The sequence below is a fragment of the Agrobacterium sp. 6Ca8 genome, assembly GCF_055382765.1.
The window spans coordinates 1,111,882-1,124,000 of record NZ_AP026433.1 but is presented as its reverse complement, the minus strand read 5'-3'; the positions used below and the strand labels follow the sequence as shown (position 1 = coordinate 1,124,000).

At 58.7% G+C, this 12,119-nt stretch carries 13 protein-coding genes and 1 riboswitch; of the genes, 8 read left to right on the top strand and 5 right to left on the bottom strand.

Annotated elements, in window-relative coordinates; translation table 11 throughout:
- Both ACZ5A6_RS05590 and crcB read right to left on the bottom strand, forming a co-directional pair.
- Entirely contained in the window at positions 1-990 is a 990-nt protein-coding gene (locus tag ACZ5A6_RS05590; RefSeq protein ID WP_003512960.1) for an RluA family pseudouridine synthase, read from the bottom strand.
- 66 nt (positions 991-1,056) lie between these two features.
- On the bottom strand, positions 1,057-1,434 hold the full coding sequence (crcB, locus tag ACZ5A6_RS05585) for a fluoride efflux transporter CrcB (protein ID WP_013636055.1): 378 nt from the start codon (positions 1,432-1,434) through the stop codon (positions 1,057-1,059).
- A gap of 202 nt (positions 1,435-1,636) precedes the next feature.
- On the opposite strand from crcB, the gene ACZ5A6_RS05580 reads away from it, so the two are divergent.
- Together ACZ5A6_RS05580 and ACZ5A6_RS05575 are read left to right on the top strand one after the other, a co-directional pair.
- On the top strand, positions 1,637-1,927 hold the full coding sequence (locus tag ACZ5A6_RS05580; protein ID WP_019565563.1) for a hypothetical protein: 291 nt from the start codon (positions 1,637-1,639) through the stop codon (positions 1,925-1,927).
- Positions 1,928-2,046: 119 nt separating this feature from the next.
- Entirely contained in the window at positions 2,047-2,475 is a 429-nt protein-coding gene (locus ACZ5A6_RS05575; RefSeq protein WP_003512955.1) for a plastocyanin/azurin family copper-binding protein, read from the top strand.
- Positions 2,476-2,537: 62 nt separating this feature from the next.
- Here the strand turns inward: ACZ5A6_RS05575 and ACZ5A6_RS05570 are convergent, their stop codons facing one another.
- Both ACZ5A6_RS05570 and ACZ5A6_RS05565 read right to left on the bottom strand, forming a co-directional pair.
- The gene (locus ACZ5A6_RS05570) at positions 2,538-3,521 is read right to left on the bottom strand and encodes a copper chaperone PCu(A)C domain-containing protein (RefSeq protein WP_333704199.1); all 984 of its coding nucleotides are present in this window, start codon (positions 3,519-3,521) and stop codon (positions 2,538-2,540) included.
- Between the two features lie 88 nt (positions 3,522-3,609).
- Positions 3,610-3,990 carry a hypothetical protein gene (locus ACZ5A6_RS05565; protein ID WP_236776148.1) on the bottom strand — a complete coding sequence of 127 codons (381 nt, stop codon included), beginning with the start codon at positions 3,988-3,990 and terminating at the stop codon, positions 3,610-3,612.
- A 173-nt stretch (positions 3,991-4,163) separates the two neighbouring features.
- Between ACZ5A6_RS05565 and ACZ5A6_RS05560 the strand changes: the two genes are divergently transcribed.
- From ACZ5A6_RS05560 to ACZ5A6_RS05540, 5 genes are all read left to right on the top strand, one after another.
- On the top strand, positions 4,164-4,349 hold the full coding sequence (locus ACZ5A6_RS05560) for a DUF3008 family protein (RefSeq protein ID WP_174061415.1): 186 nt from the start codon (positions 4,164-4,166) through the stop codon (positions 4,347-4,349).
- Between the two features lie 124 nt (positions 4,350-4,473).
- A riboswitch (glycine riboswitch) is annotated at positions 4,474-4,561 on the top strand.
- A 154-nt stretch (positions 4,562-4,715) separates the two neighbouring features.
- On the top strand, positions 4,716-5,855 hold the full coding sequence (gene gcvT, locus ACZ5A6_RS05555) for a glycine cleavage system aminomethyltransferase GcvT (protein ID WP_174061416.1): 1,140 nt from the start codon (positions 4,716-4,718) through the stop codon (positions 5,853-5,855).
- A 28-nt stretch (positions 5,856-5,883) separates the two neighbouring features.
- Positions 5,884-6,246, top strand: coding sequence for a glycine cleavage system protein GcvH (gene gcvH, locus ACZ5A6_RS05550; RefSeq protein WP_003512948.1), 363 nt, complete (start codon positions 5,884-5,886; stop codon positions 6,244-6,246).
- Positions 6,246-9,110, top strand: coding sequence for an aminomethyl-transferring glycine dehydrogenase (gcvP, locus tag ACZ5A6_RS05545; protein ID WP_003512945.1), 2,865 nt, complete (start codon positions 6,246-6,248; stop codon positions 9,108-9,110). The genes gcvH and gcvP overlap by 1 nt, the downstream gene beginning before the upstream one ends.
- Positions 9,111-9,269: 159 nt before the next feature.
- On the top strand, positions 9,270-10,073 hold the full coding sequence (locus ACZ5A6_RS05540; protein WP_333704198.1) for an endonuclease/exonuclease/phosphatase family protein: 804 nt from the start codon (positions 9,270-9,272) through the stop codon (positions 10,071-10,073).
- A 45-nt stretch (positions 10,074-10,118) separates the two neighbouring features.
- Here ACZ5A6_RS05540 and ACZ5A6_RS05535 read toward each other — a convergent pair whose 3' ends face one another.
- Positions 10,119-10,622: a hypothetical protein gene (locus tag ACZ5A6_RS05535; protein WP_003512942.1), complete on the bottom strand. Its 504-nt coding sequence runs from the start codon at positions 10,620-10,622 to the stop codon at positions 10,119-10,121.
- A gap of 133 nt (positions 10,623-10,755) precedes the next feature.
- Here ACZ5A6_RS05535 and ACZ5A6_RS05530 point away from each other — a divergent pair, with 133 nt between their 5' ends.
- Complete coding sequence (locus ACZ5A6_RS05530; RefSeq protein WP_174061419.1) at positions 10,756-12,096, top strand: MFS transporter; 1,341 nt, start codon at positions 10,756-10,758, stop codon at positions 12,094-12,096.
- The last annotated feature ends 23 nt before the right edge of the window (positions 12,097-12,119 follow it).

Sequence of the window (12,119 nt, the reverse complement as noted above, 5' to 3'; positions counted from 1 at the left end):
TCAGCCTTCCCTGTCGCCATCGGCCACGTCGAGGCCGAGCAGGTTCCAAGTCTGTACCATATGCGGTGGCAAAGGCGCGCTGACGCGAAGCCGGCCGCCATTCGGGTGCGGAATGTCGATATGGCGTGCATGCAGGTGCAGACGCTTTTGTACACCGCCCGGAAAATCCCAGTTCGGATCATCGATGTAATATTTCGGATCGCCGATGATCGGGTGCCCCATATGCAGTGCGTGAACGCGCAGCTGGTGGGTACGGCCGGTATAGGGCTCCATTTCCAGCCAGGCGAGGTTCTGCGCGGCGGTATCGATAACACGGTAATAGGAAATGGCGTGATCTGCCCCCTCCTCGCCGTGCTTGGCAATGCGCATGCGGTCGCCGTCGGGGGTCTGCTCCTTGACCAGCCAGGTGGAAATCTTGTCCTGATGCTTGCGCGGTACGCCGCGAACCAGCGCCCAATAGGTCTTCTTGGTATCGCGCTCGCGGAAAGCGGCCGTCAGCTTCTGTGCAGCACCTCGGGTGCGGGCCACCACCAGCACGCCCGACGTGTCACGGTCCAGACGGTGCACCAGACGCGGCTTTTCGCCCTTCGGGCTGGTCCATGCTTCCAGAAGCCCGTCGATGTGACGGTTGACGCCCGAGCCGCCCTGCACGGCAATGCCGGCCGGCTTATTGAACACCAGAACCTTGTCGTCCTCATGCAGCAGCATGCGCGCCAGAAGTTCGCCGTCTGCCGAATGTTTGAGGTCCCTGGATCCGATTGGTCCGCTTTTGACCTTGAGGTCGGAATCAACAGGCGGCACACGCACCATCTGCCCCGGCTGCACACGTGCGTCCGTCTTCACCCGGCCGCCGTCCACACGCACCTGTCCGGAGCGCAGAAGCTTTTGCAGCTGCCCGAACCCCAGACCCGGATAGTGAATCTTGAACCAGCGATCGAGGCGCATACCGGCCTCGTCGGCCTCGACCTTGATATGCTCGATACCTGCCATGAAATTTCCAGTCTCTCTGTCTTGATCGCGCGCCCTGTTATCCGGCGCACCGTTTGGAGCAAGCCTTTAGAACAAACTGCGGCCCAAGGCCAGCCCGGCGAAAACCGCCGCGATGGAAACCACCAGGCTTGCCGTGATGTAAACCGCTGAAAGGCCGAGCGCGCCGCGTTCGAAAAGCGCTACCGCATCCAGCGAGAAGGACGAAAAGGTGGTGAAGCCACCGAGAACGCCGGTGACCAGAAACAGGCGCATCTCCATGGACGCGTTCAGCCGCCTTGCAACAAGCTCAACCAGGAAACCGATGAGAAAGGATCCGACCACATTCACCGCCAGCGTTCCCCAAGGGAAAGTCATGCCGACAAGGCGCACACTCAACAGACCCACGAGATAGCGGAAAACCGAACCGATTGCGCCGCCTGCTGCGACAAGAGCGATATTCAGCATTTGGGGAATGTCTCCGGAGAAATACCCGACGGGTCTGTTGAAGACGTTTTCTAGAACATAGCCACGGGTGGTGAAACCCCCTCGTCCCGACCTTTTTTCGATTAAAACTCGATTAAATTGCACGTCCGCGATTTAGGCTTCCAACAAGACGCAGCTGCTAATCTGCGGTTTTACGGGTCGGCGAAGGATGGCCGGAGGTTGGATGACACAGGTTCTTTCCGTTTCTGCAAACACTGCGGCCTACGCACTGGAGGCCGTGAAGCCGTCGCAGCGTGTATCGCGCAGAAGCGAGGTTGAGGAAGCCATTCACGAATTGGCGCGCAAGGCCGAACAGGGAGACGATTTCCAGTTGAGAGCCTTGCTCACCGCCATCAAGCCGCCGGCCTTGACCCTCTATTTCCTGACAAGCGCCAGCCATCGGCACGCCCCCCAGACAACACTCGATCAGGCCGTGCAGGCCTACGAAGAAAATCAATCCAATAAAAACTTATAATATCAATTCTATATCCATATTTATTAAATCGATTTATGAGTTTTTTGGTGCGAATTTCGCCCGTTCAGGTTGTTGTCAGATTCAAATTTTAGTCCTTCGGTACCAACTGGAGGAAGATCATGATTTCTATTGCCCGTCACGTCACAGCCACCACGATCGCGCTCCTTGTTTCGGCGCCGGCTTTCGCGGCCACGACCATCAAGGTCACCGAAGGCGGTGAAGGTGGCGGACCAATGACACTCGTTATGGACCAGACGACGGTCAAAGCCGGTGAAGCCGTGTTTCATGTGCATAACGATGCCATGAGCGAGCAGCACGAAATGGTGCTCGTCAAGCTGAAGTCTGCAGACGAAAAAATACCGCTCAATACCGCGAAACACCGTGTCGATGAAAAACAGCTTAAAAGTCTTGGCGAAGTGGCCGACCTGAAGCCCGGCGGCGATGGTCAGCTCAAGGCAAAGCTTACGCCCGGCACATATCTCCTCTTATGCAACATAAAAGGTCACTACGAAGCGGGTATGCAGGCCAAGCTGACTGTTACAAAATAATATTGGTCGAACAAGCTGAGGCTGCCGGATGAGTATTGCGTTCCGGCAGCCTCTTTTTTGCGTCAGTTGTGCTGGTGAGCGTTCTTGTCGTCACCACCCTTGGCCGAGCCTGCGGAAAGCACAATCTCGACCTTGCCAGCCTTTTCAAAGATCAGCGTCACCGGCACCTTGTCGCCTTCGGCGAACGGCTTCTTCACGTTGAAGAACATCATGTGCAGGCCGCCGGGCTTCAGCTCCACTGTCTCGCCGGCGGGAATGACGATGCCGTCATCCAGCTTGCGCATCTTCATGACGTCGTTGACCATGGCCATTTCGTGAATTTCCGCACGGCCGGCGGCGGAGGATTCGACGCCGATCAGCTTGTCGTCGCTGGAACCGGTATTCTTGATCGTCACATAACCGCCGCCCACGGGCTGACCGGGCAGCATGGCCTTTGTCGCGCCAGCCGAAAGCTCGAGACTGCCAGCCTTCACCACGTCCATATCCATGGCCATAGCGGAATGGTCATGCCCGCCGGCATAGGCTTTTGCGGTAACGCGAATGGTCGGCGCCGGGCTTTTCAACGAATGCGGATCGACGCCTGCGGCCGCCACCTCGTCCCAGGAAACCTTGCCTTTGTCGCCGCAAAGCTGCGTTACCTTGAAGGGAAGGTCCTGCCCGGCCTCTATGCCGGAGATTTTTCCCTGAACGGCAAAAGTGTCATAGAATTCATCCGGCAGATTGCCGCCCTTCCAGCGGATTTCGACCGCACCGCTTTTGATGTCCTTCCCGTGGTTCTTGTAGGCTTTCTGATAGTCGCCCTTGATGACCTCAAGGTTCCAACCGGCCTTGGGCTGCGGCTTGGCAGTGATGAAGCCTTCCGGCAGCTTGATCTGCAATTCGGTGGTGGCAAGTCCGCCATCGCAGCCATGCGGCACCTGAAGTGCGGCAACGATTGTGCTTTCCTGTTCGGCCGAACCGTCAACGAAGGTCGTATGGGCGAAGGCCTGCGCCGTCGAGACGGAGGCGACGAACAGGGTGCAGGTGATGATCTTGGTGGTTTTCATTTGTTTGTCCTTGCGACTGCGGCGCCATTGGCCCGGGCAGCTGCTCCGTGCCGCCACCCGGCGGCGATGATCCTGTTAAACGAAGAGATCAGGCGGACAGGGTTGGCGGGCCGCGTGCGGACGGTTTGCGGATCGTCTGGACCGAGTGAAAGCCCCATTCCGCGGTCAGGCGATTGTCGAGCCAGGCGAATTCCGTCCTCAGCCAGCCGGCCGCATCGGGCACCGGCAAGAGAATGGACGAGGCCAGCAGGCAGGCCTCGCAAAACAGGATCGCATCGCTTGAATGGGCGGGGCCGTCATTGGGGTGCGAGGCATTTGCCCCGCCGCTGTGGCCTAGGCAGATTTCGGCAAAGGTGCCGTCCGGCAGCCGGTAACTCTCATCCAGAAGAACGGCAGGTGCCGCGGCGAGCGCGGGCTTGTGGGCAAAACCAAGCGACAACATCAAAAGCGCGCAGAAAATGCGAAGCATTTTCTCCACTCTTGTCAGCGGTCGTTTTCGATTTGCGTCCATCTTCTGGCGATACCCCTCTTTCCTTCCGATTTCAAAGGGGAAATTTGCCGCAGGCCCAACCGCTCAAAGGAACAATCGATACAGGGCGGCATTTCCTTTCCAATACGGATCGTTTCGGAAGGAGTACCGACATGCCAGCCAAATCGAAAGCCCAGCAGAAAGCCGCAGGTGCGGCGCTGGCCGCCAAACGCGGTGAAGTCAAGAAATCCAGTTTACAAGGTGCTTCAAAAAGCATGGAGAAGTCCATGACAGAAAATGAACTTGATGAACTGGCGTCGACAAAGCGCAAGGGTCTGCCGGAGAAAAAATCAGACTGAAGGCACGCTTCGTGCATGGAACTCGCCGTGTATCTAGCCAGCGATGGCGCAGATGGAGCAAAAATCTGTTCAGATGCGTCATTTCGTCCTTGCCAATGACCGGGCTTCGAAGATAATGAGCCTCGCATCATCGTTGGGAGAAACCGCTTCATTGCGGTGCCGAAGGAGCAACCGCCCCGGAAACTCTCAGGCAAAAGGACCACCGGTGACGACGGAACTCTGGAGAGAAGCCACCTTTGATAAGGACGGCTCGCCGAAGGGATAACAATCTCAGGCGACAAGGACAGAGGGGGCTCTTGAACCCGGCGCGTTTTTCGCGTCATGACCTGAGCCCGCGCGATCTTTCGCGCAACCCTGGAGGCGTCCTTGGACGATACCGCCGAGCTTAAAATCACGCCGCTCCATTCCCTGCATGTTTCCCTTGGCGCCCGCATGGTGCCTTTCGCCGGTTACGACATGCCGGTGCAATATCCGGCGGGCGTGCTGAAGGAACATCTTCAGACCCGTACCTCTGCTGGCCTGTTCGACGTGTCCCACATGGGCCAAGTTATCGTAAAGGCGAAGTCGGGCAACAATGCCGACGCTGCAATCGCGCTTGAAAAACTGGTGCCGGTTGACATTCTCGGCCTAAAGGAGGGCCGCCAGCGTTACGGTTTCTTCACCGATGAAAACGGCTGTATCCTCGATGATCTGATGATCACCAATCGCGGCGATCACCTTTTCGTCGTCGTCAACGCGGCGTGCAAGGACGCCGATGTCGCCCATATGAAGGCGCATCTTTCTGACACTTGCGACATTACCCTTCTCGATGATCGGGCGCTGATCGCACTTCAGGGACCACGCGCGGAAGCGGTTCTGGCCGAGCTTTGGGCCGGTGTTTCCGAAATGAAGTTCATGGACGTGCTGGAAGTTCCGCTGCACGACGTTCCCTGCATCGTTTCCCGTTCCGGTTATTCCGGCGAGGATGGTTTTGAAATCTCCGTGCCTGCCGAAAAGGCGGAAGAGATCGCCAAGGCCCTGCTTGAGCACCCTGATTGCGAGCCGATCGGGCTTGGAGCGCGCGACAGCCTGCGTCTTGAAGCTGGCCTTTGTCTCTACGGCAACGATATCGATACAACGACCTCCCCGATCGAAGCCTCGCTTGAATGGGCGATCCAGAAGGCGCGCCGCGCCGGCGGTGATCGCGAAGGCGGTTTCCCTGGGGCAGAGCGTATTCTCGGTGAACTCAAGGACGGCACATCGCGTCGTCGCCTCGGCCTGAAGCCAGAGGGCAAGGCACCGGTGCGCGGTCATTCCAAGCTTTTCGCGGATGCAGAAGGCAAGACGGAAATCGGCGAAGTGACTTCCGGCGGCTTCGGTCCGTCGGTCGAAGGTCCCGTTGCCATGGGTTACGTCCCTGCGGCCTATACTGCTTCCGGCACGGCGATCTTTGCGGAAGTGCGCGGCAAATATCTGCCCGTCACCGTCGCTGCCCTGCCCTTCATCAAGCCCACCTACAAACGATAATCTTCATCCCATCTCCGGAGAGAATACGATGCTGAAATTTACCGCAGAACACGAATGGCTGAAGTTCGAAGGCGATATCGCCACCGTTGGCATTACCAGCCACGCCGCTGAACAGCTTGGCGACCTCGTCTTCGTCGAATTGCCGGAAGTGGGCGCCACCTTCTCCAAGAATGGCGACGCGGCGACCGTTGAATCCGTCAAGGCGGCTTCCGATGTCTATTGTCCGCTGGATGGCGAAGTGGTGGAAATCAACCAGGCCATCGTCGACGATCCCTCGCTGGTCAATTCCGATCCGCAGGGTGCCGGCTGGTTCTTCAAGCTGAAGCTCTCCAACGCCGCGGATGCCGATACGCTGCTCGACGAGGCAGCCTACAAGGAGCTGATCGCGTAATGACGACGCCCACGGAATTCCATTTCACCGACTATCAGCCCTATGATTTCGCCAACCGGCGTCACATCGGGCCGTCGCCGTCGGAAATGGCGGAGATGCTGAAGGTCATCGGCTACAAGAGCCTCGATGCCCTGATCGACGCCACCGTTCCCTCGTCAATCCGCCAGAAGGTGCCGCTGACCTGGGGTGCAGCGCTGACCGAACGCGAGGCGCTCGACCGCCTGCGCGAAACGGCCAACAAGAACCAGGTGCTGACCTCGCTGATCGGCCAGGGCTATTACGGCACAATCACGCCGCCGGTGATCCAGCGCAACATTCTGGAAAACCCGGCTTGGTACACAGCCTATACGCCTTACCAGCCAGAAATCAGCCAGGGCCGTCTTGAGGCGCTGCTGAACTACCAGACGATGGTCTGCGATCTGACCGGCCTCGATGTCGCCAACGCATCGCTGCTCGATGAAGCGACTGCCGCTGCCGAAGCCATGGCGATGTGCCAGCGCGTCGCGAAGTCCAAGGCAACCGCCTTCTTCGTCGATGCCAATTGCCATCCGCAGACCATCGCGCTGATCGAGACACGTGCGGCGCCACTCGGCTGGAAGGTTATCGTTGGCAATCCCTTTACCGATCTCGATCCTGTCGACGTGTTCGGCGCGATCTTCCAGTATCCGGGCACCCACGGTCATGTCAGCGATTTCTCGGGCCTGATTTCCCGCCTGCACCAGACGGGTGCCATCGCTGCCGTTGCCGCCGATCTTCTGGCGCTGACGCTGTTGAAGTCCCCCGGTGAAATGGGTGCGGATATCGCCATCGGCACCTCGCAGCGTTTCGGCGTTCCGGTCGGCTATGGTGGTCCGCATGCGGCTTACATGTCCGTCAAGGATGCACATAAGCGCTCCATGCCTGGCCGTCTGGTTGGCGTCTCAGTCGATGCGCGCGGCAATCGCGCCTATCGTCTGTCGCTGCAGACCCGCGAGCAGCATATCCGCCGCGAGAAGGCTACCTCCAACATCTGCACCGCGCAGGTGCTGCTTGCAGTCATGGCGTCGATGTATGGCGTCTTCCATGGCCCGCAGGGCATCAAGGCGATTGCCCAGCAGACCCACCAGAAAGCCGTTTTGATGGCCAAGGGCCTGGAGAAACTAGGCTACGTCATCGAGCCGGAAACCTTCTTCGACACCATCACCGTCGAAGTCGGCCATATGCAGGGCGTCATCCTGCGCTCGGCCGTTGCGGAAGGTGTGAACCTGCGCAAGGTCGGCGCGACCAAGATCGGCATGAGCCTTGACGAGCGCACGCGTCCCGCGACGCTTGAGGCGGTTTGGCGCGCTTTCGGCGGCAATTTCTCGATCTCGGATTTCGAGTTGGAATATCGCCTGCCGAAGGAACTGCTGCGCACCAGCCAGTACATGACGCATCCGATCTTCCACATGAACCGTGCCGAAAGCGAGATGACCCGTTACATCCGCCGTCTTTCGGACCGTGATCTCGCGCTCGACCGCTCGATGATCCCGCTCGGTTCCTGCACCATGAAACTGAACGCAACTGCGGAAATGCTGCCCATCACGTGGCCGGAATTTTCCGACATCCATCCCTTCGTGCCAGCCAATCAGGCGCTCGGCTACAAGGAGATGATCGATGACCTCTCGGAAAAGCTGTGCTCGGTCACCGGTTACGACGCCTTCTCCATGCAGCCGAATTCCGGCGCGCAAGGGGAATATGCGGGGCTCCTGACCATCCGCAACTACCACATCGCCAATGGCGGCGCACATCGCGACGTTTGCCTCATTCCAACCTCGGCGCATGGCACCAATCCAGCCTCCGCGCAGATGGTCGGCATGAAAGTGGTGCCCGTGAAAGTGCGGGAAAATGGCGATATTGATATCGACGATTTCCGAGCAAAAGCAGAGCAGTATGCGGAAAACCTCTCGTGCTGCATGATCACCTATCCGTCCACCCATGGCGTGTTTGAGGAGACGGTTCGCGAGATTTGCGAGATCACCCATAAACACGGTGGTCAGGTCTATCTCGACGGCGCCAACATGAACGCCATGGTCGGTCTTGCCCGTCCCGGCGATATCGGTTCCGACGTCAGCCACCTCAACCTGCACAAGACCTTCTGCATCCCGCATGGCGGCGGCGGTCCGGGCATGGGGCCGATCGGCGTCAAGGCGCATCTTGCTCCCTATCTTCCCGGCCATCCGACGACGGACGGTCGTGAAGGTGCGGTTTCGGCTGCCCCCTTCGGCTCGCCGTCGATCCTGCCGATTTCCTGGAGCTACTGCCTGATGATGGGCGGCGAAGGGCTGACGCAGGCGACCAAGGTTGCGATCCTCAACGCCAACTACATCGCCGAACGGCTGAAGGGTGCTTACGACGTGCTCTACAAGTCCGAAACGGGACGTGTGGCGCATGAGTGCATCATCGACACCCGCCCGCTGGCAGACAGCTGCGGCGTGACGGTGGACGACGTTGCAAAGCGTCTCGTCGACTGCGGTTTCCATGCGCCGACCATGAGCTGGCCGGTTGCCGGCACGCTGATGATCGAGCCAACGGAATCCGAGACCAAGGCGGAAATAGACCGTTTCTGCGATGCCATGCTGGCGATCCGCGAGGAAGCCCGCGACATCGAGGAAGGCCGTGCAGACAAGACCAACAATCCGCTGAAGAACGCGCCGCACACGGTAGAAGATCTCGTCGGCGAGTGGGATCGTCCCTACAGCCGCGAACAGGGTTGCTTCCCGCCCGGCGCCTTCCGCATCGACAAATACTGGTCGCCGGTCAACCGCATTGACAATGTCTATGGCGACCGCAACCTCATCTGCACCTGCCCGCCGATGGAGGCTTATGCCGAGGCCGCCGAATAAAGGCATCGGTACGAACGAACTTATGAAGGCCCGGAGCGATCCGGGCCTTTTTCGTTCCGGACACAAGCCCCAAGACCGGGCGACCACGTCACATGCGATTGATCGTAACCCGTTCCATGCTAAACCGGATGCTGCAATTTAAGCGGTGATGGAGTTTGAATGCGTTTGATTTGCCTGAATGGTTGGGGCGGAAAGCTCCATGACGAGCTTGTTCCCTATATCTCCGCGTCCGATCCCGACATTCTATGTTTGCAGGAAGTGGTGCACACACCGGCAGCCGAAGAGGACTGGCTGAGCTATCGCGATGGCGGTAGGGATCTGCCGCAAAGGGCGAACTTCCTTCGCGATGTCGAAGAAGCCCTACCCGATCATCTTGCAATCTTTTGCCCGGCGGCACAGGGTGACCTCTGGCACGGGGAGACACGATATCCCTCACAATGGGGGCTGGCGACTTTCGTGCGTAAATCCATCGCGATTGTTGCGCAGGCTCAAGGTTTTGTGCACGGCTGCTTTTCTGCGAATGGATACGGAGATCACCCGCGTTCGCGCACGGGCCATGCTGTCAGGGTTTTCGACTTCACGACCGGCCAGCCAGCCGTCATCGCCCATATGCATGGGCTGCGTGACCCCAACGGTAAACACGATATTCCCGCCCGTCTGATGCAGGCAAAACGCCTCGTGAAACTCGTCAAAGACATCGCGGAGGATGGTGACCGGATCATCGTCTGCGGCGATTTTAACGTTCTGCCTGAGAGCGACACCTTCACGGTATTGAAGGAACTGGATCTCATCGAACTCGTCACAACACATGGTTTCACAGACACGCGCACCTCGCACTATGCCAAACAAAACCGTTTTGCAGATTACATGCTTGTCAACCCGGTTGTGCAGGTCGATCACTTTGATGTGGTGAGACAGCCAGAAGTCTCGGATCATTGCCCTTTGCTGATCGAATTCAGCTAGAGGCTTAAGCCGCATTACCGGTCATTGCCTCACGTCGCGGCTTGGTCAGCGCACGAGCCGGATATCGCTCGTCACCACCGTCTTGCCGGTCCTGCCGTCCTTGTCGGTGGTGCGAAGCCGCAGGCCGTTTTGCCCGACTTTTTCGATTGTCATGGCTGCGACGCGGTCACCGTTGATGTCGCGGTTCCAGCGAACCGTCAGATTGATTGCATTTCCCTGCCGCGTACCGGAAAGGGCAGACGGTCGGCCGGAGGGTCCGGTGTAAGCGCCGCTGTAACGTCCACCTTTCTCCGACAGGTCGGCCGCAATTGCGCGCCTGACCACCAGAAGCCCCCGGCATGTGCCGGACATATTGAGCGACGAGGTCCCCGTTTTGGAATTCAGCGTACAATTGACGTTGATCGGCGGCGTGCCAATGCGGGTGATCACGGTTCCCTTCCCCGCCCATGTGCCCTTCAGCGACGAGAGGAATTCGCGTTCGTCCGCTAATGCCGGCTGCACACCGAGCAGCCCTGCAAAAAATAAACTCGTGATAGCCGTCGTTTTCATGGCGCGTATCCAATTTTTCACGAAGATTAACTCGCTTGCACCGTCAAACGTTCCTCCGGTTTATTTAGCAACTGTCAAAAAATTCGAGAGGCTCATGTTTCTCTCGTGCCGATGCAACCAAATGCAGGCATAGATGTTTCTCGCCAGCGTCGATCAATTTCTGATCACCTACCGCGTATTTTTCGGAGCATATTTCATGACGACGATCGGCGTTTTGGCACCGCGCGGCAGCCTCCCCTCCGGCGGTCTGCCTCGCAGCGGTGGTATGTCAGACCGCACGCTTTTTGCCCTTGCGGCGCTTAATTTCTTTCTGGCCGATGCCCGCGACGGGCTAGGGCCTTTTCTGGATGCATTTTTGGCGACACAGGGCTGGTCTTCGCTTTCGCTGGGGATGATCGCCACGGTCGGCGGCCTCGTCGGTCTGCTTGCCACACCGCTCTGCGGCGCGTTGGTGGACGGCACGACGTGGAAAAGAACGTTGATTGCCATCCCCGTCGTTCTCGTGACCGTCGGAGCGCTGATTACGCTGATTTTTCCCGATGCGTGGATCGTCTGGACCGGCCAGATCATGACTGCGGTTGTCGGCGCCGTCGTGGGACCGGCTCTGGCCGGACTGACGCTTGGTCTGGTCGGTGAACGCCTGTTCTCCCGTCAGATATCGCGAAACGAATTCTGGAACCATGGCGGCAATTTCGCATCGCTCTTCGCCACTTACGTTGCTGTTTCCTTCTTCGGCCTGCATGGCGTCATCGGACTGATGCTTCTGACGGCTGCCGGCGCACTTGTTGCCGCCGCCGCCATCGACCCCGACAGGATCGACCACAAGGTGGCGCGAGGCCTTGGCGAAGACAAGGGCGAACCGGGGCCCTCAGGCATCAACGTGCTGCTTCACGAACGCGGTCTGATATTCCTCGCGATCATTCTTCTCATCTTCCACTTCGGCAACGCGCCGATGGGGCGGCTTATCGCGCAGAATTTTGCCATCGAACTGCAGACACCATTTCGCACGACAGCGATCATTACTGGCGTCGCGCAATTTGCCATGATCTTCGTTGCGGCCCTGGCGCCGTGGCTGATCCGTCGCTTCGGTCTTGCGACGGTGTTCCTGATCGCGCTTGCCGCCCTTCCGATCCGCGGTCTGCTGGCATCCGCCTTCACGGATTTCTGGGTAATCTTTCCGGTACAGCTGCTTGACGGTATCGGTGCCGGCCTTCTGGGCATCGTGACGCCTGTGGCCGCCGAACGCATTCTCAAGGGAACCGGCCGGTTCAATGTCGGCCTTGCAAGCGTCATGATGGTGCAGGGCATTGGTGCGTCCCTCAGCAACGTCGTTGCCGGCTGGCTGGTCACCAAAGGCGGTTACGCCCTTTCGCACTTGGTCGGCGGCGGCATATCGGCCATCGCCATCGCTCTCTTCTTCATCTACCGAAACGAGATCGCCCCGAAGCAGGCCGACGAAGCACTGCCTCAGTAAACCGTACAAATAAAAAGGAGGCC

Excerpts from the sequence above, each read along its gene's own strand:
- ACZ5A6_RS05590 (WP_003512960.1), bottom strand. The coding sequence starts at position 990 with ATGGCAGGTATCGAGCATATCAAGGTCGAGGCCGACGAGGCCGGTATG.
- crcB (WP_013636055.1), bottom strand. The coding sequence starts at position 1,434 with ATGCTGAATATCGCTCTTGTCGCAGCAGGCGGCGCAATCGGTTCGGTT.
- ACZ5A6_RS05580 (WP_019565563.1), top strand. The coding sequence starts at position 1,637 with ATGACACAGGTTCTTTCCGTTTCTGCAAACACTGCGGCCTACGCACTG.
- ACZ5A6_RS05575 (WP_003512955.1), top strand. The coding sequence starts at position 2,047 with ATGATTTCTATTGCCCGTCACGTCACAGCCACCACGATCGCGCTCCTT.
- ACZ5A6_RS05570 (WP_333704199.1), bottom strand. The coding sequence starts at position 3,521 with ATGAAAACCACCAAGATCATCACCTGCACCCTGTTCGTCGCCTCCGTC.
- ACZ5A6_RS05565 (WP_236776148.1), bottom strand. The coding sequence starts at position 3,990 with ATGCTTCGCATTTTCTGCGCGCTTTTGATGTTGTCGCTTGGTTTTGCC.
- ACZ5A6_RS05560 (WP_174061415.1), top strand. The coding sequence starts at position 4,164 with ATGCCAGCCAAATCGAAAGCCCAGCAGAAAGCCGCAGGTGCGGCGCTG.
- gcvH (WP_003512948.1), top strand. The coding sequence starts at position 5,884 with ATGCTGAAATTTACCGCAGAACACGAATGGCTGAAGTTCGAAGGCGAT.
- gcvP (WP_003512945.1), top strand. The coding sequence starts at position 6,246 with ATGACGACGCCCACGGAATTCCATTTCACCGACTATCAGCCCTATGAT.
- ACZ5A6_RS05540 (WP_333704198.1), top strand. The coding sequence starts at position 9,270 with ATGCGTTTGATTTGCCTGAATGGTTGGGGCGGAAAGCTCCATGACGAG.
- ACZ5A6_RS05535 (WP_003512942.1), bottom strand. The coding sequence starts at position 10,622 with ATGAAAACGACGGCTATCACGAGTTTATTTTTTGCAGGGCTGCTCGGT.
- ACZ5A6_RS05530 (WP_174061419.1), top strand. The coding sequence starts at position 10,756 with ATGTTTCTCGCCAGCGTCGATCAATTTCTGATCACCTACCGCGTATTT.